Source organism: Pseudomonas sp. YL2 (genome assembly GCF_023063025.1).
GTDB classification, from domain to species: domain Bacteria; phylum Pseudomonadota; class Gammaproteobacteria; order Pseudomonadales; family Pseudomonadaceae; genus Aquipseudomonas; species Aquipseudomonas putida_A.
On sequence record NZ_JAJSLU010000021.1, the window covers coordinates 1 to 23,697 of the forward strand.

The following is a 23,697-nucleotide window of genomic DNA, read 5'->3' on the forward strand; positions in this document are numbered from 1 at the left end:
GAGTCAGAATCGAGTCTGTAGTCCCGCCCACCCCTTCAAGTCTAAACATACAAGCGAGCCTGCTCGCGAAGGGGCCATAACAGCCAGCAGCATCCTTGGCTGGCACTCCGCGTTCGCGAGCAGGCTCGCTCCCACAAGATCAGGCGAGAAAGCCGTCGGTGCGCAGCAGGGTTTCCAGACAGTGCTCGCTGATGTTGTAGAAATCCTTGAGCTCCTGAATCTTCACCAGCAACTGAGCCGGGTCCACCGGCTCGGCGCGTTTCACCGCGAGAATCATCTTGTTCTTGTTGGTGTGTTCCAGCGAGATGAATTCGAAAACTTTGGTCTCGTAACCGCAGGCTTCGAGGAACAGTGCACGCAGGCTGTCGGTGACCATTTCCGCCTGTTGGCCCAGGTGCAGACCGTATTGCAGCATCGGCTTGAGCAGCGCCGGGCTCTGGATCTGCAGGCGGATCTGTTTGTGGCAGCACGGCGAGCACATGATGATCGACGCGCCGGAACGGATGCCGGTGTGGATCGCGTAGTCGGTGGCGATGTCGCAGGCATGCAGGGCGATCATCACGTCCAGTTCGCTCGGCGCCACGCTGCGCACGTCACCGCACTTGAACACCAGCCCCGGGTGCTCCAGTTTCGCCGCGGCGGCGTTGCACAGGTTGACCATCTCTTCGCGCAGCTCGACGCCGGTGACTTCGCCTTCGGCCTTGAGCGTGTTGCGCAGGTAATCGTGGATGGCGAACGTCAGGTAACCCTTGCCCGAGCCGAAGTCCGCCACCCGCACCGGTTTATCCAGCGCCAGCGGTGACGAGGTCAACGCATGGCTGAAGACTTCGATGAATTTGTTGATCTGCTTCCACTTGCGCGACATCGCCGGGATCAGCTCGTGCTGCGCGTTGGTCACGCCCAGGTCCTTGAGGAACGGCCGGCTCAAGTCCAGAAAACGGTTCTTCTCACGGTTGTGCTCGGCGGACGGCGCTTCACGCAATTGCTGAGGTTTGCTGTTGAACAGTGAACTCTTGCCCTTTTTGCTGTATTCGAGCTGGGCTTCGTCGGTCACGGTCAGCAAATGCGCATTCTTGAACGCGGCCGGCAACAGCTCGGCAATCACCGCCACGCCTTCGCTCAGCGGCAGATTCTTGGTGATGTCGCGGGTCTTGTAGCGATAGACAAACGACAGGTTTGGCTGCGCCTTGACCGTCACCGCTTTGATGATGATCCGCTGCAGATCCGCCTCTTCACCCACGTACTTGGCCAGCACCATTTTGATGAAGCCGTTGTGTTCGAGGCTGGTTTGCAGCAGCTCGATGAACTGGGCGTGATGATCGGGCGCGGGCTTGAGGGAGGGGGCGGTAACGGACATGGAAAAGCGGCCTCGGACGGGCGAAATCGGGAATGGCAGGTATTTTAGGGGGGATGGCGCTTGGGGACACGCTCTTATTTACCCAACGGCACAAGAACTCAGCGCACTGCCTGGCCCCTGTGGGAGCGGGCTTGCTCGCGAAAGCGGCGTATCAGGCGACATCGATGTTGAATGTCAGACCGTATTCGCGAGCAAGCCCGCTCCCACATTGGCTCGGCGTAATCCGGCCATATGTATCAGACAGGCCTTGTTCAGCGGGACCGGAAAGAACCGCACCCAGACTCAGCCCAACACAATCAACCGATTGGGCAATTCATTCCTCACCTGCGTTACCGGCACGTGCACCTTGAGCAGTTCCCCACAGGCCTCGATGCAGGTGACAAAGCCCTCGAGCGTGCGCCCCTGCCGCACCTGCTCGGTGAACGCGGCGACGATCGCGTCCCAGCTTTTGTTGTCCAGCCGCCGGGAAATCCCCTCGTCCACCAGAATCTCCACGTAGCGCTCGGCCTCGCAGACAAAGATCAGCATCCCGGTGCTGCCGACGGTGTGGTGCAGGTTCTGTTCGAGGAACTGCCGCCGCGCCAGGTTCGATGCGCGCCAGTGACGCACGCGGCGCGGGATCAGATGAGTGGTGATTTTCGGCAGGCGAAACAGCAGGCACAGGACGATGAACAGGCCCCATTGCACCAGCAACAGGCTGTGCATCGTCAGCCAGCCGGTCAGGTAATGGACGATGCCCGGCACCAGCAGCGCCAGCAGGCTGGCCCACAGCAGCGGGATGTACGCGTAGTCATCGGCGCGGGCCGCCAGCACGGTCACCAGTTCGGCGTCGGTATCGCGCTCGACCCGGGCGATCGCCTCGGCGACTTTGCGTTGTTCGTGTTCAGTCAGTAATGCCATGTCGAAAAGTGCCTGATCATTATTGTTGTGTGTTCACCAGCCGCCGGACGAACCGCCGCCGCCGAAACTGCCCCCGCCGCCGCTGAAGCCCCCGCCTCCACCGCCACCGCCAAATCCACCACCGCCGAAACCGCCCCCGCCTCCGGAGCCGCCACGGCCGGCGGGAAGGATACCGAGCATCTGGCAGACAAACACGGTCAGGATGAACAACACCACCAGAAAAACGAACAACAGCGGATGCCGCGAGACAAAATCGCTCTGCGGATCGCCGCTCGACTCGTACACCGTCGACGGTTCGTCCAGCGGATTGCCGCCGAGCACCACCAGCATCGCCGCCACGCCGTCGCTGATGCCCTTGCTGAAATTGCCGGCCTTGAACGCGGGGGTGATCACTTGATGAATGATCACCGAACTCTGTGCATCGGTCAGCCGATCTTCCAGCCCGTAACCGACTTCAATGCGCAGTTTGCGCTCGTCCCGGGCAACGATCAGCACCGCGCCGTTGTTCTTGGCTTTCTGGCCGATGCCCCAGTGCCGGCCCAGTTGTACGCCGTAATCCTCGATGGTGGTGCCCTGCAGATCAGGCACCGTGACCACCACCAGTTGCTCGCCGGTAGCTTGCTCGTGAGCCTGCAATTGCTGGCTCAACTGGGCGCGCACCGACGGCTCGATCATCTGCGCCTCGTCCACCACCCGCCCGCTCAGCGCCGGGAACGTCAACTCGGCCCGGGCGCTGACGGCGAACAGCCAGAGCATCAGCACCAGGCCTATCTTCAACACACGCATGGGCAACCTCGAATCAGAACTTCACTTCCGGGGCCTTTTCCGCACCGGGGGTGGTGGCTTCGAAGGTTTCGCGAATCGGCAGGTCGCTGTACATCACGCTGTGCCAGAGGCGCCCGGGAAACGTGCGGATCTCGGTGTTGTATTTCTGCACCGCCAGAATGAAATCGCGCCGCGCCACGGCAATCCGGTTTTCCGTGCCTTCGAGCTGCGATTGCAGGGCAAGGAAGTTCTGGTTGGCCTTCAGATCCGGGTAGCGCTCGGAAACCACCATCAAACGGCTGAGCGCACCGCTCAGCTGATCCTGAGCCTGCTGGAACTGCTTGAGTTTTTCCGGATTGTCGAGGGTGCTGGCATCGACCTGCATCGACGTCGCCTTGGCCCGCGCCTCGACCACGGCGGTCAGGGTCGCCTCCTCATGCTTGGCGTAGCCTCTGACGGTCTCCACCAGGTTGGGGATCAGGTCGGCACGGCGCTGGTACTGGTTCTGGACCTGGCCCCAGGCCGCCTTGGCCTGTTCATCGAGGGTCGGGATATTGTTGATGCCGCATGCGGTCAACAAAGTGGCAAGCACCAGCAGCGTGGCGACCTGCAGACGCGAGCGGTAGGTTGGACTGACATTCATCAAAGTGATGCTCCCTGGCATATTTCATAAAAAACCGACCGTGAAACCTTCTGCATCAGCGGTTGGGGCATAATCGGCCGCGCCACTGGATTGCAACGGGCCGATGGGCTAAAAAGAGGCCCTGCGCAAACGCAGCCGAGTGTCGGCGGGCGTTTTTGGCTCGGTCATTTTGAGCCTGCACCCGAACAACAATAGTCGCTCCCTAACTTTTGGCTGGCCGGCATTGCATTGCCGCTTGGGCCCTTGAGAAAAATATTCATGAAGAAGCTGTGTTTGCTGGGCCTGTTCGTCAGCCTGGCCAGTCATCAAGTATTGGCCGCCACGACCCCGGTACCCCTGGAAAACAAGGACGCGTTCATCAGCAATCTGATGAAACAAATGACCCTCGATGAAAAGATCGGCCAGTTGCGCCTGATCAGCATCGGCCCGGAAATGCCCCGTGAGTTGATCCGCAAAGAGATCGCCGCCGGCAACATCGGCGGTACGTTCAACTCGATCACCCGCCCGGAAAACCGTCCGATGCAGGACGCGGCGATGCGCAGTCGCCTGAAGATTCCGATGTTTTTTGCGTACGACGTGATCCACGGTCACCGTACGATTTTCCCGATTCCGCTGGCCCTGGCATCGAGCTGGGACATGGACGCCATCGGTCAGTCCGGGCGCGTTGCCGCCAAGGAAGCCGCGGCCGACAGCCTCGACATCACCTTCGCGCCGATGGTCGACATCTCCCGCGATCCGCGCTGGGGCCGCAGCTCCGAAGGGTTCGGTGAAGACACCTACCTGACCTCGCGCATTGCCAAAGTGATGGTCAAGGCCTATCAGGGCGACACGCCGAGCGCGGCTGACAGCATCATGGCCAGCGTCAAGCACTTCGCCCTGTATGGCGCGGTCGAGGGCGGGCGCGACTACAACGTCGTCGACATGAGCCCGGTGAAGATGTACCAGGACTATCTGCCACCGTACCGCGCGGCGATCGACGCCGGTGCCGGCGGGGTGATGGTGGCGTTGAACTCGATCAACGGCATCCCGGCCACCGCCAATACCTGGCTGATGAACGACCTGCTGCGCAAGGACTGGGGCTTCAAGGGCCTGGCCGTCAGCGACCACGGGGCGATCTTCGAGCTGATCAAGCACGGCGTGGCCGCCGACGGTCGTGAAGCGGCGAAGCTGGCAATCAAGGCCGGCATCGACATGAGCATGAACGACACCCTGTACGGCAAAGAGCTGCCGGGGCTGCTCAAGTCCGGCGAGATCGAGCAGAAAGACATCGACAACGCCGTGCGCGAAGTGCTCGCCGCCAAGTACGACATGGGCCTGTTCAAGGACCCGTACCTGCGCATCGGCAAGGCCGAGGATGATCCGGCCGACACCTACGCCGAAAGCCGTCTGCACCGCGCCGAGGCCCGTGACGTGGCACGCCGCAGCCTGGTGCTGCTGAAGAACCAGAACGAAACCCTGCCGCTGAAGAAAGACGCGAAAGTCATGCTGGTCGGTCCATTGGCCAAGGCGCCGATCGACATGATGGGCAGTTGGGCGGCGGCCGGTAAGCCGGCGCAATCGGTGACCCTGTTCGACGGCATGAGCTCGGTGATCGGCGACAAGGCGAATCTGATCTACGCCCGTGGCGCGAATATCACCAGCGACAAGAAGGTGCTGGATTACCTGAACTTCCTCAATTTCGATGCTCCGGAAGTGGTCGATGATCCGCGCCCGGCCAACGTGTTGATCGACGAAGCGGTGAAAGCGGCCAAGGACGCCGACGTGATCGTCGCCGCTGTGGGCGAATCCCGTGGCATGTCCCACGAATCCTCCAGCCGCACCGACCTGAACATCCCGGAAAACCAGCGCGAGCTGATCCGTGCCCTGAAAGCCACCGGCAAACCGCTGGTACTGGTGCTGATGAACGGCCGTCCGCTGACCATCCTCGAAGAGAACCAGTCGGCTGATGCGATTCTGGAAACCTGGTTCAGCGGCACCGAAGGCGGTAACGCCATCGCCGACGTGCTGTTCGGCGACTACAACCCGTCGGGCAAACTGCCGGTGACCTTCCCGCGCTCCGTGGGCCAGATCCCGACCTACTACAACCATCTGAGCATTGGCCGGCCGTTCACGCCGGGCAAGCCGGGCAACTACACCTCGCAGTATTTCGATGACACCACCGGTCCACTGTTCCCGTTCGGTTACGGCCTGAGCTACACCCAGTTCACGCTGAGCGACATGGCGCTGTCGTCAACCACGCTAAACAAGACCGGCAAGCTCGATGCCAGTGTCACCCTGAAAAATACCGGCAAACGTGACGGCGAAACCGTGGTGCAGCTGTACATCCAGGACGTCGCCGGTTCGATGATTCGCCCGGTGAAAGAACTCAAGAACTTCCAGAAAGTCATGCTCAAGGCCGGCGAACAGAAAGTCGTGCACTTCACCATCACCGAGGATGACCTGAAGTTCTACAACGCCCAGCTCAAGTACGCGGCCGAGCCTGGCAAGTTCAACGTGCAGATCGGCCTGGATTCGCAGGATGTGACGCAGCAGAGTTTTGAGTTGCTGTAATTATTCAGGCAACACATAAACCCCTGTAGGAGTGAGCCTGCTCGCGATAGCGGTCTATCAGCCAGATCAATGCTGAATGACACGACGCCATCGCGAGCAGGCTCACTCCTACATTTGGTTTTGGTGTGTGGCTGCTAGCCGCGTCTGTCGAGGATATTGACCACCAGCCGATCCACCCACCCCCAGATCCGCTGCTTCACCCGCCGCCGCAACGGCCGGCGCTGCCACTCCTCCAGACTGACCTGCTGGCTCAGACCGAAATCCTTCTCGAAACTCTGCACCACCGCTGCCGTCAACGACGGGTCCAGCGCCTCCAGATTCGCCTCCAGATTGAAGCGCAAGTTCCAGTGATCGAAGTTGCACGAACCGATGCTCACCCACTCGTCCACCAAGACCATTTTCAGGTGCAGGAAGCACGGCTGATATTCAAAGATCTGCACCCCGGCCTTGAGCAGGCGCGGGTAGTAGCGATGGCCGGCGTAACGCACCGACGGGTGATCGGTGCGCGGCCCGGTGAGCAGTAACCGGACGTCGACACCACGGGCAGCTGCCTTACGCAGCGAGCGACGGATTTTCCAGGTCGGCAGGAAATACGGGGTGGCCATCCAGATGCGCTTCTGCCCGCTGTTCAGTGCACGAAACAGCGACTGCAGAATGTCGCGATGCTGACGGGCATCGGCATAGGCCACACGGCCCATGCCCTCGCCCATGTCCGGCACCTTGGGCAAGCGTGGCAGGCCGACATGCGCCGAAGGTTTCCACGCTCGGCGATGGCGGTTGGCGATCCATTGACGGTCGAACAGCACTTGCCAGTCGAGCACCAGCGGGCCGTTGATTTCCACCATCACTTCGTGCCACTCGCTGCTGTCCTGCCCCGGTGTCCAGAATTCATCGGTAACACCGGTGCCGCCGACCACCGCCAGACGCTGATCGACCAGCAGCAATTTGCGGTGATCACGATAGAAGTTGCCGACCCAGCGCCGCCAGTTCAGGCGATTGTAGAAACGCAGTTCGACCCCGGCTTTGGTCAGGCGCTGACGCAGGTGCAGGGTAAACGCGAGGCTGCCGTAGTCATCGAACAGGCAGCGTACCCGCACTCCGCGCTCGGCGGCCTGGACCAGCGCCTGAACCACGGCCTCGGCACAAGCGCCCGCCTCCACCAGATACAACTCCAGTTCGACCTGCTCCTCGGCGCGGGCAATTTCCACCAGCATGCGCGGGAAGAATTGCGGGCCGTCGATCAACAGTTCGAAGCGGTTGCCGTCACGCCACGGAAACACCGCGCCGCGCATGTCAGCGCGCCGTGAAAATCAGCACCGCACCCACCGGTACCGACAGACTGATGGCCGACAGGCCGGCCAGGTCGCGCAGGGTTTCCAGCCCCGGCGCCAGATCGAAATCCTCGGCGTTGATCACCAACGGCTCCAGGGTCACCACTTGAAAACGCCGGTCGTCGAGACGGGTGGCCAGCAACTCTGCCGGGTATTCATGTTGCTTGCCGTGCAGGTTGACGGTCAGCGGCAGACGCAATTCCAGCTGCGCACCGGGGGCCAGATCGTTGATCGGGCGCAGGTCGATCCGGGTGCTGATGGTCGCTTCGGGGAATTGCTCGATCTGGAACAGCTCCTTGCGCATGCGCTCGTCGCGCAGCGGGATGCCGCTGTTGATCGAATCCAGCTCGACTTCGACTTCAGCGCGGCCATCCGGATCGACCTTGCCGTGCAGCACCAGAAAGCGCTGCACTTCAGAAATGTGGGCGTTTTTCGTGCTGACGAACGACAGCCGCGACGACTCGCCATCCAGATACCAGTTGGCCTGCGCCGGCAGCGCGGCGGCAGTCAGCAGCAGACTGGCGAAGGCTGTATAGAGGGAGCGGTTGAACATTGAATACTCGTGGGGGCGATAAACCTGCACGAACCTTAACCGCCCACGCCGTTATTGCAAACTGATCGCCGCAAATCTATCGATTGGTGAAACCTCCTGTGGGAGCTGGCTTGCTCGCGAAGGCGGTGAGTCAGTCAACACAAATACTGAATGGCACACCACATTCGCGAGCAAGCCCGCTCCCACAGGGTTATCTATTGACTTGAGGATTGAGGCGGCAGCCCTGGCGTTCGCCCAGCCACTGGGCACGATTGCTGCGGCCCATGCCGCTGACGGTGATGGTTTTGCTCGCGCTGTCATCGCTAAAGTGGCTGGTTGGCAGCCACTGTTTCACATAACCCCGGCAGTATTCGGCATCGTTGTTCATCACGTAACGACACGAACAATATTCCTTGGCCGTGTAGGCGCTGATGATGTCGGGGAACGCCCAGAGGTTTTCCCGTTCGAGCCAGATCCAGCCGAGCAGCACGATCAGCGCCAACAGCAACACCCGCTTCAACAGCTTCATGGCTGCACCGCCTTGAGCACTCGTTTGAGCAGTTCGTTGTGGCGATAGCTGCCGTCGCGGTCATCGGCGTAACGCACGATCACCAGTTTCTCGCTGGGGATCACATACAGCGCCTGGCCCCAGTGGCCGAGGGCGGCGAAGGTGTCGGGCGGCGCGTCGGGCCACGGCGCGGCGGCGCCATCCGCCGGGCGATTGAGCCACCACTGACCACCGGGCACCGCTTCGTCCTGATGCGCCTTGTAGCCGGCAAAGGCAGTGCGGTTGAAAGCGACCCAATCCTTGGGCAGCAATTGCCGGTCGTGCCAACGTCCGTCGCGAGCCATCAGCAGACCGACCCGCGCCAGATCCCGCGCCGTGAGATAGGCATAAGAGGACGCGACAAACGTACCGCCGGCATCGGTTTCCCACACGGCGTGGCGGATGCCCAGCGGCTCGAACAACGCGGTCCATGGATAGTCGGGATAACGCTGCGGGCCCACCATGTTCTTCAGCGCCGCCGCCAGCAGATTGCTGTCGCCACTGGAGTAACGGAACGTCTGCCCCGGCGGCGCATAAGCGTCGTGATTGGCAGTGAACGCGGGCATGTCGCGGTGCCCACGGGTGTAGAGCATCGCCACCACCGAGGATTTCAGCGGCGCGTATTCGTAGTCTTCCTGCCAGTCCAGCCCGGAAGCCCAGTGCAGCAGATCCGCCACGGTGATCGTGGGGTGTTGTTCCAGCGCCGGATAAAACTTCGCGACCGGATCATCCAGTTTGAACAGGCCTTCGCCATAGGCCACACCGAGTACCGTGGCCATCAGGCTTTTGCTGATCGACCAGGTCAGGTGCGGGGTCTCGGCACGGGTCGGGCCGGCGTAGCGTTCGTAGATCAACTGGCTGTCGCGGATGATCAGCAGCGCGTCCGTGCGGATGCCCTGGCGGGTAGTGTCGTCGCGGGGTGGGAAGGCGTAGGTCTCCAATGCCTCGACCGCTGCGCCGCTGATTTTTGCGTCAGTCGGCCATTGCTCACCGGGCCATTGTTCGGCCTGGACCGTGAAGCTGATCAGCAGCAGAAACAGGGACAGGCTTTTGCGCATGGTGAGGGCTCTTGGGGAGAACCTGCTGAGGGTAGTCTTGCCACATGACAGATGTGTGGTGTTTTTGCCGCCGCCTTCGCGAGCGAGCCCGCTCCCACATTTGAAACGCATTCCAAGGGTGGGAGCGGGCTTGCTCGCGAAGAGGCCAGTCAGCCCACCGCCAAAGCCTTGGCCAAGCGTTTGGCCCGCGCGCCGGCCGCCAACTGCATCACTCCCTGATCACGCTGCCACATCTGCGCCCACTCCGGACTACCCTCGGCCAACGCCTGATCGATCTCGCCCTTCAGCGCATCAAACTGCGCAAACAAACCGCCCAACAGCACATGCCCGGCCGGGTTGTTCGGTGGCTGGCGACTCGCTTCCGCGCACCCGGCCAACAGCGCCAGCAAGCGCAACAGCAGCGGCTGCGACCAGCCGCTGTCCTGACCGACACCGTACAGCCACGCGGTCATCGCGCTCAGCACATAGACATCTTCCAGGCTACGAAACGGCTTCACATAAGCGTCCCAGCCATCGCCCGCGAGCAACTCGCACAACGCGCCGTCCAGATGCAGCCGACCGTGACTGATGTCCGGCATCAGCGGCAGCGCCGGGAGTTTTTCCACGCGCACGCCGGGCTCGCCGGGATAGACCACCGCCAGGCTCAGGCGCGGCGTTTCGCCGGGTTCTTCACTGCGCGCGGCGACGAGCAGCCAGTCCGCCGCGTCCCCGGCGGTGACGAAATCCTTGCGCCCGCTCAGGCGCAAATCCGTCATGCGCGTCTGCATGTCCGCCGGGCGCAGGCTGCGCTGTTCGGTCGCACACAACGCGCCAAGACTCGGCGGCGCGCTCGGCCAGAGCATGCGCAACGCCGCCTGATACCCCACCAGAAACGCCAGCCCCGGCGTCGCCATACGCCGCCCTCCGGCCACCGCCAGTTCGAACGGCGTCACGTTGCCCAATTGATGCAGCAAGGTAGCGAAACCTTCCGCCAGATCAGTCACGGCGGGCAGGCGTTCATGGCTTTCGAGCAGGCTGGGCCAGGGCATAAGAGGCTCCTTGAGGGCTGTCATACAAGCATCACCAAACGTTCACGGTGATGACACCGGGGCTACATAGCCTGACTTTGCACAACATGGCTGCATAAAGAAAGTCGATCGGCTGCAACCCACGACGGGTTCAAGGCCCGTACGGAGATTCAAATGACTCAGATCGCCCGCATCAGCGACACCGGCAATGAACGCCGCCTGCAAGCCGAACGCCTGATCGGCGCCGAGGCCTTGCAGCAAGCCCAGGCCTTGCGCTTCAGCGTATTCAGCGGCGAGTTCAACGCCAAGCTGAAAGGCGCGGAACTGGGTCTGGACATGGATGACTATGATGTTCACTGCAGCCACATCGGCGTGCGTGACCTGAACACCGGGCGTCTGGTCGCCACCACCCGTTTGCTCGATCACACCGCCGCCAGCAGCCTGGGCAAGTTCTACAGCGAAGAAGAATTCAGTCTGCATGGCCTCGCCCATCTGCAAGGCCCGATCCTCGAAATCGGCCGCACCTGCGTCGACCCGGCCTACCGCAACGGCGGCACCATCGCCGTGCTCTGGGGTGAACTGGCCGAAGTGTTGAATCAGGGCGGCTACAGCTACCTGATGGGTTGCGCGAGCATTCCGATGCAGGATGGCGGCGTGCAGGCCCACGCGATCATGCAGCGTCTGCGCGAGCGTTATCTGTGCACCGAACACCTGCGCGCCGAGCCGAAGAATCCCCTGCCGTCGCTGGATATTCCATCGAACGTGATCGCCGAAATGCCACCGCTGCTCAAGGCCTACATGCGCCTGGGTGCGAAGATCTGCGGCGAGCCGTGCTGGGACGAAGACTTCCAGGTCGCCGACGTGTTCATCCTGCTCAAGCGCGACGAACTCTGCCCACGCTACGCCAAGCACTTCAAGGCGGCCGTGTGATGAGCCGGTTGCGCGTGTACGCGCGGATCACGCGGGTGCTGCTGGTGGTGGCGCTGGGCTTGACCATGGCCAGCGTCTTCGGCGTGTTCGAACGTCTGGGCCTGGCGCACTCGATGCAACGTCGGCAGCGCTGGTCGCGGTTTTTCATGGCGCGTTTGAGCAATGCCCTGCCCTTTCGCGTGACCGTGCACGGCGACCTGCCGAAGCAGCCGATGCTGTGGGTCAGCAATCATGTGTCATGGACTGACATTCCGCTGCTGGGCATGCTCACGCCGCTGTCGTTTCTGTCCAAGGCCGAAGTGCGCACCTGGCCGGTGGCCGGTTGGCTGGCGGCGAAGGCCGGTAGTCTGTTCATCCGTCGCGGCTCGGGCGACAGCCAGTTGATCCGCAAACAGATGACCCGTCACTTGCAAACGCAACATCCGTTGCTGATGTTCCCGGAAGGCACCACCACCGATGGCCGCTCGCTGCGCACCTTTCATGGTCGCTTGCTGTCGGCGGCGATTGATTCGGAGGTGATGCTGCAACCCTTGGCAATCCGTTATCTGCGCAATGGCGAAATCGACGCGTTGGCGCCGTTCATTGGTGACGATGATCTGCTGTCGCATCTGATGCGTCTGTTCAGCCACGACTGCGGCGATGTCGAAGTGCATCTGCTCAAGCCGATCGCCTGTCAGGGCCGCGAACGTGCGGCGCTGGCGTTCGAAGCGCAGCAGGCGGTGCAGAAGGCGTTGTTTGGTGATATCGCCAAAGCGGCCGAACCGCGTCGCGCCGGCGAACTGATCGCAGCCTGAAACACCGATTCCCCCCCTGTGGGAGCGGGCTTGCTCGCGAAAGCGGTAGTTCAGCCAATGCACATGTTGAATGACCTACCGCATTCGCGAGCAAGCCCGCTCCCACAGGGGGTTACTGTGTTGCCGACGTTTGTGCAAATTCTTGAAGCTGCGGATAGAACAAGCGGAAATCCTCACTCAGCGGTTCATACAAGCGCCGTAATTCCTGCATCGCCCCCGCCAGCTCCTCAGGCCGGGTCAGGCGGCGGGAGATCCCGCGCAGCACCTGCTCCAGCACTTCAAACTCTTGATACGAACCCAGCCAGTCATTGGCAACCATGTGCGGCGCGATTTTCGCCAGGCGTTCGGGCAATTGCCGCTCATTCGACAGCACCCGGTACACGTCACGGGTGAACTGCTGCAGCGGTTGATCGGCGTACAGCGTCCAGTCGCGGGCCAGGCAATGGTCGAAAAACACATCGAGGACAATCCCCGCGTAACGCCGCCGGGTCTCGGTGAAACGCCCGAGGGCGATGTCCACCAACGGATGGCGATCGGTGAATACATCAATCCGCCGATGCAACTGAATCGCCGCTTCAATCTGGGGTGCAAATTGCCCTTGCAGGCGTCCTTTGACGAAATCGCCATACAGACTGCCGAGTAATTGCTCGGGGTGCTGGCCTCCGAGGTGTAAATGTGCGAGATAGTTCATGGGCGCAGCTTAGCACTGCGCGCTTTCATCGTTACAGCACACGTATCGTTATAACCCGATATACCGATTTATGCGGTCGTCAGATCAAATTCATATTGGTATATCGCGAAATACCGATTTAAAGTTCGCCTCATCGCGATATAGCGCTACACATCACGAGCATAAAGCCATGAACCTCGACCTCGACGAAATAATAAAAGCCCTGGCACACCCAGTACGGCGAGACATTCTCATCTGGCTGAAAGACCCCAAAGCCCAGTTTCCTGAGCAGATACACAACCACGAGTACGGCATCTGCGCCGGGCAGATCGATCAACGCTGCGGCCTGTCGCAGTCGACCGTCTCCGCCCATCTGGCGACCCTGCAACGCGCAGGTCTGATCAGCAGCCAGAAAGCCGGCCAGTGGCACTTCTTCAAACGCAACGAGGACGTGATCCAGGCGTTCCTCGACGCCATCGTCAAAGAGCTCAGCGCTCCCACAAGGAATTGATTCAAATGCCCCTCTCGCTACTCATTCTGGCCTTGAGCGCCTTCGCCATCGGCACCACCGAGTTCGTCATCATGGGCCTGCTGCCCGATGTGGCGGCCGACCTCGGTGTGTCGATTCCCGGCGCCGGCTGGCTGGTGACCGGTTACGCCCTGGGCGTGGCCATCGGTGCGCCGTTCATGGCACTGGCCACTGCCAGACTGCCGCGCAAGGCCGCACTGGTAGCGCTGATGGGCATTTTCATCGTCGGTAACCTGCTGTGTGCCATCGCCAGTGACTACAACGTGCTGATGTTTGCCCGTGTCGTCACGGCGCTGTGCCACGGTGCGTTTTTCGGTATCGGCTCTGTGGTAGCGGCCGGGCTGGTGGCGCCGAACAAACGGGCGTCGGCCGTGGCGCTGATGTTCACCGGCCTGACCCTGGCCAACGTGCTCGGTGTACCGCTGGGCACGGCGCTGGGCCAGGAAGCCGGCTGGCGCTCGACCTTCTGGGCGGTGACCGTGATTGGTGTAGTGGCGCTGATCGGTCTGATCCGCTTCCTGCCGGCCAAACGTGACGAGGAAAAACTCGACATGCGCGCCGAACTCGCCGCCCTCAAAGGCGCCGGCATCTGGCTCTCGCTGAGCATGACCGCGCTGTTCGCCGCGTCGATGTTCACCCTCTTCACCTATGTCGCGCCGCTGCTCGGTGATGTCACCGGTGTCTCGCCAAAAGGCGTGACCTGGACCCTGCTGCTGATCGGCCTCGGTCTGACGGTGGGCAACATCATCGGCGGCAAGCTGGCGGACAAGCGTCTCGGCGCGACCCTGATCGGCGTGTTCGTGGCGATGGCGGTGGTTTCCACCGTGCTGAGCTGGACCAGCGTTGCGCTGATCCCGACGGAGATCACCCTGTTCCTCTGGGCCACCGCTTCGTTTGCCGCCGTCCCGGCGCTGCAAGTCAACGTGGTGACCTTCGGCAAGGCCGCACCGAACCTGGTGTCGACCCTGAACATCGGCGCTTTCAACATCGGCAACGCTCTGGGCGCCTGGGTCGGTGGCAGCGTCATCGCCCACGGTTTCGGCCTGACCAGCGTGCCCCTGGCCGCCGCCGCGCTGGCCGTTCTCGCGCTGCTGGTGACCCTGATCACTTTCCGTCAGAACGGCGACGCCGGTCTGGCCCCCGCTACCCACTGATTAACCACTTCACTGACGAGGGTTGTACACATGGTAACTATTTTCGATCCGATCAAACTGGGCGACCTCGAGCTGTCCAACCGCATCATCATGGCTCCGCTGACCCGCTGCCGCGCCGACGAAGGCCGCGTGCCGAACGCGCTGATGGCCGAGTACTACGTGCAACGCGCCTCCGCCGGTCTGATCCTCTCCGAAGCGACTTCGGTGACGCCGATGGGCGTCGGCTACCCGGACACCCCGGGCATCTGGTCCAACGACCAGGTTCGCGGCTGGACCAACGTGACCAAAGCCGTGCACGCTGCCGGCGGCAAGATCGTCCTGCAACTGTGGCACGTCGGCCGCATCTCGCATCCGTCGTACCTCAACGGCGAAACCCCGGTCGCGCCGAGCGCCATCCAGCCTAAAGGTCACGTCAGCCTGGTGCGTCCATTGGCCGACTATCCGACCCCGCGAGCTCTGGAAACCGCTGAAATCGCCGAGATCGTCGAGGCCTACCGCACCGGTGCCGAAAACGCCAAAGCCGCCGGTTTCGACGGCGTGGAAATCCACGGCGCCAACGGCTACCTGCTCGACCAGTTCCTGCAAAGCAGCACCAACCAGCGCACCGACAACTACGGTGGCTCCCTGGAAAACCGTGCGCGCCTCCTGCTGGAAGTGACTGACGCAGCGATCGACGTCTGGGGCGCCGGCCGTGTCGGCGTGCACTTGGCACCCCGCGCCGATTCCCATGACATGGGCGACGACAATCTGGCCGAGACTTTCACTTATGTGGCTCGCGAGCTGGGCAAGCGCGGCATCGCCTTCATCTGCTCCCGCGAGAAAGAAGGCGCCGACAGCCTCGGCCCACAGCTGAAAGAAGCTTTCGGCGGCGCGTACATCGCCAACGAACGCTTCACCAAGGACAGCGCCAATGCGTGGCTGGCTGAAGGCAAGGCTGACGCGGTAGCGTTCGGCGTACCGTTCATTGCCAACCCGGATCTGCCGGCACGCCTGAAGGCCGACGCACCGCTGAACGACGCACGTCCCGAGTTGTTCTACGCGAAAGGCCCGGTCGGTTATATCGATTATCCAACGCTGTAAACAACAACAACTAACAAGTAAGCCCCGCCTCGAAAGAGGCGGGGCTTTTTTTATTTTCATACATTTAAAGATTCGCCATCAGAACAATATAAACCTAAGCTCCGCCCAGCAACTCATCAATTACAACCCACCAACTTAATCAAGCAAGGTTATATAAAAATGAATGATATAGATCCAAACAAACTTACATTCCTTCTGCAAATCACCAATGCCACGGATTCTACTTTCTGGCTTGACGATGCCTCTGCAAAGCACCCACCCTTGACGCGTATCGACAAGATCCTCCCCTACCAGACCGTCTTTATGATGTTTGAAGGAGATCCTCATCTGAAGCAGGACATCGTTATTGATTACGATATCAAAAAGGAGGTATTCAGCACTTACGTCTGCTACACCAACTACAAACAGAAAGTACAATTCGACACTACGCTCAGTTATTGCTACCGACAAATGGCGGGGCACCGAGCTCCAAAAGTCGAACTTTTCTGGGATACCAACGCGTTCTCTGTTGGCGCCGAACCCATCACCTGCGGCGCGGCATTGGAAAATGAAAACCCGGTTTACCCTTACAGCTATAAGATGATCGCATTCATGACGCCATCGGCCTGATAGAGAGTTACCTGCTCATGCAGTAGCGGTACGGACAACGCTGACATTATAGAGGCGCGAGCAAACTAAAGGCCGTGGCTCAAGCCCATCGGAAGTAACGCAGCCTGGTGGTGAGGATCGGGCAAAGGGAACCCGGAAACGAAACGGATCGGTTGGTGCGTATCGGCTGCTCGGCGCCCTTTTAGCCCGAGTCGTTAACATTCATTCACACAGTCGACACAAAACCCCTACAAAATACGTAGCTCGCTACCTATCAACCTGGCCAACGTACGTATATAAAAGCACTCCATTACAAAAAGACTTGAAGCAGGGACATTTCCCCGCTTCAAGTCTTGACACGAACAGATTCAATTACGCATTTTGTTTCATTTACGCAGGCTAGGGCTCAGGCGCAGCATATCAAGCCCTGTATCGACCCAGCGCTCGGCTTCGGCATGCAATTGAAAGCTGTCCGGCGCCAACAGCCATCCATACAGGAGGCCATCGATATACGCATGAATGCTGATGGCCGCCCGGGCAGTGTCGAGATCTTCCGGCAACTGGCCGCGATTGACCGCATTACGCAGGGTCAGACCGATGCGCAGGTTGCAATCGAGACTGGCCGTGCGGCGCTGCTGGCGCAGATCGCACATTTCATCGGTGAATTCGCACTTATGAAACAGAATCTCGTTGATGCGACGGGTCTTCGGATCCAGGGCTACCTGATGAAACAGATGGATCAACAGCTTGCGCATGCACCCCAACGGGTCGAGTTCGTCCTCGCTCTCGCTGGCCTTGGCCAATTCATCCAGCGGTTCATGCAGGCTGTCGAGCATCGCCTGCACCAGATCGGCCTTGTTGCTGAAATGCCAATAGATGGCACCGCGCGTCACGCCGGCCATCGTCGCGATATCCGCCAGGGTCGTGCGGGCCACACCCCTTTCATAAAACGCTTTCTCGGCCGCTTCGAGAATCTGGCTGCGCGTTTCCTGAGCTTCCTCTTTGGTACGACGGACCATGGCAGTAAAACCTCAAACAGGATGTTTCAGGGATGGCTGAATATCCGCTGAATAAAGAGGGGGCTGATCTCTCACGAATCGGCTCCCCGGCCTACAATTTCAAACCTTGCGACGCATTTTGTAACAGGGTGGGTACGACGCCAAGCTATTTACAAACAACCATGAACGTAAGTATATTCCTTAGCAAGCTACTTATCCACTCGACCCGATTTTTTTACCCTTTCACACTTCTTGTGCGCAATGTGCGCGCCTGACCCGAGGATCTTCATGCAATTCAAGCCAGCTGTTACCGCTCTGGTCACTGCCGTCGCCCTGGCATCGCTGCTCAGCGGATGTAAAAAGGAAGAAGCGGCCCCAGCCGCTCCGCCTCCTCAGGTCGGCGTAGTCACCCTGCAACCACAAGCGTTCACCCTCACGTCGGAACTGCCGGGGCGCACCAGTGCGTACCGCATCGCTGAAGTTCGACCACAGGTCAACGGCATCATTCTCAAACGTCTGTTCAAGGAAGGCGGCGACGTCAAAGCCGGCCAGCAGCTGTATCAGATCGATCCGGCAGTCTATGAAGCGACCCTGAAAAGCGCCGAAGCCAACCTGCGTTCGACCAAGTCGATCTCCGACCGCTACAAGCAACTGGTCGACGAGCAGGCCGTGAGCCGCCAGGAATACGACACCGCCGTCGCCAATCGCATGGAATCGGAAGCGTCGTTGCAGAGTGCGCAGATCAACGTGAAATACACCAAGGTTTACGCGCCGATCTCCGGCCGTATCGGCCGTTCTTCGGTGACCGAAGGCGCACTGGTCAGCAATGGTCAGGCCGACGCGATGGCGACGATCCAGCAACTGGACCCGATCTACGTCGACGTTACCCAGTCCTCGGTTGAGCTGCTGGAACTGCGCCGCGAGCTGGAAAGCGGTCGCCTGCAGAAAGCCGGTGACAACTCGGCAGCGGTCAAGCTGACCCTTGAGGACGGCAGCCAGTACAAGCTCGACGGCAAGCTGGAATTCTCCGAAGTATCGGTTGATCCGACTACCGGTTCCGTGACCCTGCGCGCCGTGTTCCCGAACCCGGATCACACCCTGTTGCCCGGCATGTTCGTCCGCGCCCAGTTGCAGGCCGGGGTCAACGCCGCGGCCATTCTGGCGCCGCAACAAGGCGTGACCCGTGATCTCAAGGGCACTCCGACCGCACTGGTCGTCGGCCCGGACAACAAGGTTGAACTGCGTCAGCTCAAGGCCAGCCGTACCGTTGGCAGCCAGTGGCTGATCGAAGATGGCCTGAAAGCCGGCGATCGTCTGATCACCGAAGGCCTGCAATACGTTCGCCCAGGTGCTCAGGTCAACCCGACCGAAGCGACCAACGTAGCCAAGAACCCGGCCCCCGCTCAAGCAGCTGACAAAGCCGCTGGCGGCAAAGGGGAGTAACTCATGTCGAAATTTTTTATCGACCGTCCGATTTTCGCCTGGGTAATTGCCCTGGTGATCATGTTGGTCGGGGCACTATCGATCCTGAAATTGCCAATCAACCAGTACCCGAGCATTGCACCGCCGGCCATCGCGATCTCCGTGACCTACCCGGGCGCTTCGGCGCAAACCGTGCAGGACACCGTGGTCCAGGTGATCGAGCAGCAGCTCAACGGTATCGACAACCTGCGTTATGTGTCCTCGGAAAGTAACTCCGACGGCAGCATGACCATCACCGCGACCTTCGAGCAAGGCACCAACTCTGACACCGCGCAGGTTCAGGTCCAGAACAAGCTGAACCTGGCCACCCCGCTGCTGCCACAGGAAGTGCAGCAACAGGGTATCCGCGTGACCAAGGCAGTGAAGAACTTCCTGCTGGTGATCGGCGTGGTGTCGCGTGACGGCAGCATGACCAAGGACGACCTGTCCAACTACATCGTGTCGAACATGCAGGACCCGATCTCGCGGACCGCCGGTGTCGGTGACTTCCAGGTCTTCGGTGCCCAGTACGCGATGCGCATCTGGCTCGATCCGGCCAAGCTGAACAAGTACAACCTGACGCCGTCGGATGTCAGCGCCGCGATTTCGGCGCAGAACGTCCAGGTGTCTTCCGGTCAGCTCGGCGGTTTGCCGGCGCTGCCAGGTCAGCAACTGAACGCCACGATCATCGGCAAGACCCGTCTGCAGACTGCCGAGCAGTTCAAGGCGATCCTGCTTAAGGTCAATCAGGACGGCTCCCAGGTCCGTGTCGGCGACGTGGCCGACGTCGGTCTGGGTGGTGAAAACTCGAGCATTTCTGCGCAGTTCAACGGCAGCCCGGCGTCCGGTCTGGCGGTAAAACTGGCCAACGGCGCCAACGCCCTCGACACCGCCAAAGCGCTGCGCAAGACGATTGACGACCTCAAGCCGTTCTTCCCGCAAGGCATGGAAGTGGTGTTCCCGTATGACACCACTCCGGTCGTGACCGAGTCGATCAAGGGTGTGGTTGAAACCCTGGTCGAAGCGATCGTGCTGGTGTTCCTGGTGATGTTCCTGTTCCTGCAGAACTTCCGCGCCACCGTCATCACCACGATGACCGTGCCGGTGGTATTGCTTGGTACGTTCGGCATCCTCGCCGCCGCCGGTTTCAGCATCAACACCCTGACCATGTTCGGTATGGTGCTGGCCATCGGCTTGCTGGTGGACGACGCCATCGTCGTGGTGGAAAACGTCGAGCGGGTGATGGCCGAAGAAGGCCTGTCACCGAAGGAAGCGACCAAGAAGTCCATGGGCCAGATCCAGGGCGCCCTGGTCGGTATCGCCCTGGTGCTGTCGGCGGTACTGTTGCCGATGGCGTTCTTCAGCGGTTCCACCGGTGTGATCTACAAGCAGTTCTCGATCACCATCGTCTCGGCCATGGCCCTGTCGGTAATGGTTGCACTGATCTTCACCCCGGCGCTCTGCGCAACCATGCTCAAGCCGATTGCCAAGGGTGACCACGGCACGCCGAAAAAAGGTTTCTTCGGCTGGTTCAACCGCAATTTTGATCGCGGTGTCAGGAGTTACGAGCGCGGTGTCGGCAACATGTTGTCGCGCAAAGCCCCGTACCTGCTGGCGTACCTGCTGATCGTCGTCGGCATGATCTGGCTGTTCACCCGCATTCCAACCGCGTTCCTGCCGGAAGAAGACCAGGGCGTACTGTTCGCCCAGGTGCAAACCCCGGCCGGTTCCAGTGCCGAACGTACTCAAGTCGTGATCGACGAGATGCGTACCTACCTGCTGGATAAAGAGGCGGGTGCGGTGTCCTCGGTGTTTACCGTGAACGGCTTCAACTTTGCCGGTCGTGGTCAGAGCTCGGGTCTGGCGTTCATCATGCTCAAGCCGTGGCACGAGCGTGATTCGGGCAACAGCGTGTTTGCCTTGGCACAGCGTGCGCAGCAACACTTCTTCAGTTTCCGCGATGCGATGGTGTTTGCGTTCGCCCCGCCTGCGGTACTGGAATTGGGTAACGCCACCGGTTTCGACGTGTTCCTGCAGGACCGCGCCGGTATCGGTCACGAAAAACTGATGGAAGCCCGCAACCAGTTCCTCGGCATGGCCGCGCAGAGCAAGGTGCTCTACCAGGTACGTCCGAACGGTCTGAACGACGAGCCGCAATACCATCTGGAAATCGACGATGAGAAAGCCCAGGCCCTGGGTCTGAGCCTCTCCGACATCAACAGCACCCTGTCGATCTCCTTCGGTAGTAGCTACGTCAACGACTTCATCGACCGTGGTCGGGTGAAGAAGGTTTACGTGCAAGGTCAGGCCGGTGCGCGCATGAGCCCTGAAGACCTGAAAAAGTGGTACGTGCGCAACAGCGCCGGGACCATGGTGCCGTTCTCCGCGTTCGCCAAGGGCGAGTGGATCTACGGTTCGCCGAAACTGGCCCGTTACAACGGCGTCGAAGCGATGGAAGTGCTCGGTTCTCCGGCGCCGGGTTACTCCACCGGTGAAGCGATGGCCGAAGTCGAAGCGATTGCCAAGAAGCTGCCGGCCGGTGTCGGTATCTCCTGGACCGGTCTGTCCTACGAGGAACGTCTGTCGGGCTCGCAGGCGCCAGCGCTGTACGCCCTGTCGCTGCTGATGGTGTTCCTGTGTCTGGCGGCGCTGTATGAAAGCTGGTCGATTCCGATCGCGGTCATGCTCGTGGTACCGCTGGGGATCATCGGGGCGTTGATGGCCACCAGCCTGCGCGGGCTGTCCAACGACGTGTACTTCCAGGTGGGCCTGTTGACGACCATCGGTCTTGCGGCTAAAAACGCCATTCTGATCGTCGAGTTCGCCAAAGAGCTGCATGAACAAGGGCGCAGTCTGCGCGATGCGGCGATCGAAGCGTGCCGCATGCGTCTGCGACCGATCATCATGACCTCGCTGGCGTTCGTCCTCGGTGTAGTACCGTTGGCGATCTCCACCGGTGCCGGTTCGGGCAGCCAGCACGCGATCGGTACTGGCGTGATTGGCGGTATGCTCACGGCCACGATCCTGGCGATTTTCTGGGTCCCACTGTTCTTCGTCACGGTTTCGTCCATCGGCCAGCGTAAAATCGCCGACCCGGACGAGACGACTGAAACTCCTAAAGAGGCTGGCCAATGAGCAAGTCGCTACTCTCCATCGCAGTCGCCGCCTTCGTGCTGAGCGGTTGCTCGCTGATCCCCGATTATCAGCAGCCTGAAGCACCGGTCGCGGGCCAGTACCCGCAGGGCCCGGCGTACTCGCCGGCCCAGGCGCCGGCGCAAGCCGCTGCCGAGCAGGGCTGGAAGCAGTTTTTCCATGACCCGGCCCTGCAACAGCTGATCCAGGTATCACTGGAAAACAACCGCGACCTGCGTGTCGCGGCGCTGAACATCGATGCCTACGCTGCGCAGTACCGCATCCAGCGTGCTGACCTGTTCCCGGCGGTTTCGGCCAATGCCAGCGGCAGCCGTCAGCGGGTTCCGGCCCGTGCCTCGCAGACCGGTGAAGCGAACATCAGCAGTTCCTACACCGCGACCGTCGGCATCAGCGCCTACGAACTCGACCTGTTCGGTCGGGTGCGCAGCCTGAGCGAACAAGCGCTGCAACAATATTTCGCCACCGAAGAAGCGCGCCGCAGCACGCAGATCAGTCTGGTGGCCAGTGTGGCCAACGCCTACATGACCTGGCAGGCCGACAAGGAACTGCTCAAGCTGACGCAAGACACCCTCGGTGCCTTTGAAGAAAGCTACAAGCTGACCAGCCGCAGCAACGAAGTCGGTGTGGCTTCGGCGCTGGACCTGGCGCAGTCGCGCACCTCGGTGGAAAACGCCCGGGCGCAATTGGCCAAGTACACCCGTCAGGTGGCTCAGGACGAAAACAGCCTGACCCTGCTGCTCGGCACCGGCATCCCGGCCAATCTGCAAGCGGCCAAACCGCTGTCGGATGACCTGCTCAGCGACGTACCGGCCGGTCTGCCTTCGGATCTGCTGCAGCGTCGTCCGGACATCCTCCAGGCCGAGTACAACCTGAAAGCGGCCAACGCCAACATCGGCGCCGCCCGTGCAGCGTTCTTCCCGAGCATCAGCCTGACCGCCAACGCGGGCAGCCTGAGCCCGGACCTGTCCGGTCTGTTCAAGGGTGGTTCGGGAACCTGGCTGTTCCAGCCGCAGATCAACCTGCCGATCTTCAACGCCGGCAGCCTGCGCGCCAGCCTCGACTACGCCAAGATCCAGAAGGACATTGGCGTGGCGAACTACGAGAAGTCGATTCAAACCGCCTTCCAGGAAGTCGCCGACGGCCTTGCCGCGCGCCAGACCTACACCGAGCAGCTGCAAGCGCAGCGTGACTTCGTCGCGGCCAACCAGGATTACTACCGCCTGGCCGAGCGTCGTTACCGCATCGGTGTCGACAGCAACCTGACCTTCCTCGACGCTCAGCGTCAGTTGTTCAGCGCGCAACAGGCACTGATCACCGACCGCCTCGCGCAGCTGACCAGTGCGGTCAACCTGTACAAGGCCCTGGGTGGTGGCTGGAATGCGCAGACCGCGCAGAACGAACCGCTGAAAGAAGAAGCACCGAAGATGAAGCTGTTCTGATCATCCGGTGAACACAAGGAGCCCGCCATTTGGCGGGCTTTTTGTTGCCTGAAACAAATGTGTTGTCTGGAATGGCGCTATCGCGAGCAGGCTCACTCCTACAGGGGAACGCATTCCAATTGTAGGAGTGAGCCTGCTCGCGATAGCGCCTTATCGACCACCACAAAACCCGGCTCAATCTTGCGTTCGATAATCGCCCAGAACCCGCTTT

General features: G+C 60.9%; 21 protein-coding genes. 10 read left to right on the plus strand and 11 right to left on the minus strand.

The window, feature by feature from the left end; all coding sequences use genetic code 11:
• Nucleotides 1-139: 139 nt before the first annotated feature.
• The 4 genes from LVD08_RS23965 to LVD08_RS23980 all read right to left on the minus strand — a co-directional run bounded on the left by LVD08_RS23965 (nt 140) and on the right by LVD08_RS23980 (nt 3,665).
• Nucleotides 140-1,357, minus strand: coding sequence for a class I SAM-dependent methyltransferase (locus tag LVD08_RS23965; RefSeq protein ID WP_247269420.1), 1,218 nt, complete (start codon nt 1,355-1,357; stop codon nt 140-142).
• Between the two features lie 282 nt (nt 1,358-1,639).
• Nucleotides 1,640-2,257 carry a TPM domain-containing protein gene (locus LVD08_RS23970; RefSeq protein ID WP_027614420.1) on the minus strand — a complete coding sequence of 206 codons (618 nt, stop codon included), beginning with the start codon at nt 2,255-2,257 and terminating at the stop codon, nt 1,640-1,642.
• A 33-nt stretch (nt 2,258-2,290) separates the two neighbouring features.
• Entirely contained in the window at nt 2,291-3,043 is a 753-nt protein-coding gene (locus LVD08_RS23975; RefSeq protein ID WP_247269421.1) for a TPM domain-containing protein, read from the minus strand.
• A 13-nt stretch (nt 3,044-3,056) separates the two neighbouring features.
• Complete coding sequence (locus LVD08_RS23980; RefSeq protein WP_247269422.1) at nt 3,057-3,665, minus strand: LemA family protein; 609 nt, start codon at nt 3,663-3,665, stop codon at nt 3,057-3,059.
• 258 nt (nt 3,666-3,923) lie between these two features.
• Between LVD08_RS23980 and bglX the strand changes: the two genes are divergently transcribed.
• Nucleotides 3,924-6,215 (plus strand): beta-glucosidase BglX, encoded by a 2,292-nt coding sequence (gene bglX, locus LVD08_RS23985; protein ID WP_098967613.1) that lies wholly within the window; start codon nt 3,924-3,926, stop codon nt 6,213-6,215.
• 134 nt (nt 6,216-6,349) lie between these two features.
• On the opposite strand, the gene LVD08_RS23990 is transcribed toward bglX, so the two are convergent.
• The 5 genes from LVD08_RS23990 to LVD08_RS24010 form a co-directional block, all read right to left on the minus strand.
• Complete coding sequence (locus LVD08_RS23990; protein ID WP_247269423.1) at nt 6,350-7,507, minus strand: phospholipase D-like domain-containing protein; 1,158 nt, start codon at nt 7,505-7,507, stop codon at nt 6,350-6,352.
• Nucleotide 7,508: 1 nt separating this feature from the next.
• Nucleotides 7,509-8,099: a YceI family protein gene (locus tag LVD08_RS23995; protein WP_027614416.1), complete on the minus strand. Its 591-nt coding sequence runs from the start codon at nt 8,097-8,099 to the stop codon at nt 7,509-7,511.
• 190 nt (nt 8,100-8,289) lie between these two features.
• On the minus strand, nt 8,290-8,607 hold the full coding sequence (locus tag LVD08_RS24000) for an amidase (protein ID WP_096797055.1): 318 nt from the start codon (nt 8,605-8,607) through the stop codon (nt 8,290-8,292).
• Nucleotides 8,604-9,683 carry a serine hydrolase domain-containing protein gene (locus LVD08_RS24005; protein WP_247269424.1) on the minus strand — a complete coding sequence of 360 codons (1,080 nt, stop codon included), beginning with the start codon at nt 9,681-9,683 and terminating at the stop codon, nt 8,604-8,606. Before LVD08_RS24005 ends, LVD08_RS24000 begins: the two co-directional genes overlap by 4 nt.
• A gap of 149 nt (nt 9,684-9,832) precedes the next feature.
• Nucleotides 9,833-10,711, minus strand: a complete 879-nt coding sequence (locus LVD08_RS24010) for an acyl-CoA dehydrogenase family protein (protein WP_247269425.1) — start codon at nt 10,709-10,711, stop codon at nt 9,833-9,835.
• Between the two features lie 153 nt (nt 10,712-10,864).
• On the opposite strand from LVD08_RS24010, the gene olsB reads away from it, so the two are divergent.
• Together olsB and LVD08_RS24020 are read left to right on the plus strand one after the other, a co-directional pair.
• The gene (gene olsB / locus LVD08_RS24015; RefSeq protein ID WP_007963187.1) at nt 10,865-11,620 is read left to right on the plus strand and encodes an L-ornithine N(alpha)-acyltransferase; all 756 of its coding nucleotides are present in this window, start codon (nt 10,865-10,867) and stop codon (nt 11,618-11,620) included.
• Nucleotides 11,620-12,414 (plus strand): lysophospholipid acyltransferase family protein, encoded by a 795-nt coding sequence (locus LVD08_RS24020; protein ID WP_247269426.1) that lies wholly within the window; start codon nt 11,620-11,622, stop codon nt 12,412-12,414. Before olsB ends, LVD08_RS24020 begins: the two co-directional genes overlap by 1 nt.
• A gap of 112 nt (nt 12,415-12,526) precedes the next feature.
• On the opposite strand, the gene LVD08_RS24025 is transcribed toward LVD08_RS24020, so the two are convergent.
• Nucleotides 12,527-13,105: an acyl carrier protein phosphodiesterase gene (locus LVD08_RS24025; protein ID WP_115988055.1), complete on the minus strand. Its 579-nt coding sequence runs from the start codon at nt 13,103-13,105 to the stop codon at nt 12,527-12,529.
• Between the two features lie 169 nt (nt 13,106-13,274).
• On the opposite strand from LVD08_RS24025, the gene LVD08_RS24030 reads away from it, so the two are divergent.
• The 4 genes from LVD08_RS24030 (at nt 13,275) to LVD08_RS24045 (ending at nt 16,456) form a co-directional block, all read left to right on the plus strand.
• Complete coding sequence (locus LVD08_RS24030; RefSeq protein ID WP_003222436.1) at nt 13,275-13,595, plus strand: ArsR/SmtB family transcription factor; 321 nt, start codon at nt 13,275-13,277, stop codon at nt 13,593-13,595.
• A gap of 5 nt (nt 13,596-13,600) precedes the next feature.
• Nucleotides 13,601-14,767: an MFS transporter gene (locus tag LVD08_RS24035; protein WP_003222434.1), complete on the plus strand. Its 1,167-nt coding sequence runs from the start codon at nt 13,601-13,603 to the stop codon at nt 14,765-14,767.
• A gap of 30 nt (nt 14,768-14,797) precedes the next feature.
• Nucleotides 14,798-15,847: an alkene reductase gene (locus tag LVD08_RS24040; RefSeq protein WP_247269427.1), complete on the plus strand. Its 1,050-nt coding sequence runs from the start codon at nt 14,798-14,800 to the stop codon at nt 15,845-15,847.
• Nucleotides 15,848-16,006: 159 nt separating this feature from the next.
• Nucleotides 16,007-16,456, plus strand: a complete 450-nt coding sequence (locus LVD08_RS24045) for a hypothetical protein (RefSeq protein WP_247269428.1) — start codon at nt 16,007-16,009, stop codon at nt 16,454-16,456.
• A gap of 365 nt (nt 16,457-16,821) precedes the next feature.
• Here the strand turns inward: LVD08_RS24045 and emhR are convergent, their stop codons facing one another.
• A complete protein-coding gene (gene emhR / locus LVD08_RS24050) occupies nt 16,822-17,454 on the minus strand; it encodes an efflux system transcriptional repressor EmhR (RefSeq protein ID WP_027614407.1) in 633 nt (210 codons plus the stop codon).
• Between the two features lie 267 nt (nt 17,455-17,721).
• On the opposite strand from emhR, the gene emhA reads away from it, so the two are divergent.
• Genes emhA through emhC form a run of 3 tightly spaced genes read left to right on the plus strand, consistent with a single transcriptional unit; the run spans nt 17,722 to nt 23,486 of the window.
• Nucleotides 17,722-18,876: an efflux RND transporter periplasmic adaptor subunit EmhA gene (gene emhA / locus LVD08_RS24055; RefSeq protein ID WP_027614406.1), complete on the plus strand. Its 1,155-nt coding sequence runs from the start codon at nt 17,722-17,724 to the stop codon at nt 18,874-18,876.
• Between the two features lie 3 nt (nt 18,877-18,879).
• Complete coding sequence (gene emhB, locus LVD08_RS24060; RefSeq protein WP_027614405.1) at nt 18,880-22,029, plus strand: efflux RND transporter permease subunit EmhB; 3,150 nt, start codon at nt 18,880-18,882, stop codon at nt 22,027-22,029.
• On the plus strand, nt 22,026-23,486 hold the full coding sequence (gene emhC, locus LVD08_RS24065) for an efflux RND transporter outer membrane subunit EmhC (RefSeq protein WP_027614404.1): 1,461 nt from the start codon (nt 22,026-22,028) through the stop codon (nt 23,484-23,486). Before emhB ends, emhC begins: the two co-directional genes overlap by 4 nt.
• The last annotated feature ends 211 nt before the right edge of the window (nt 23,487-23,697 follow it).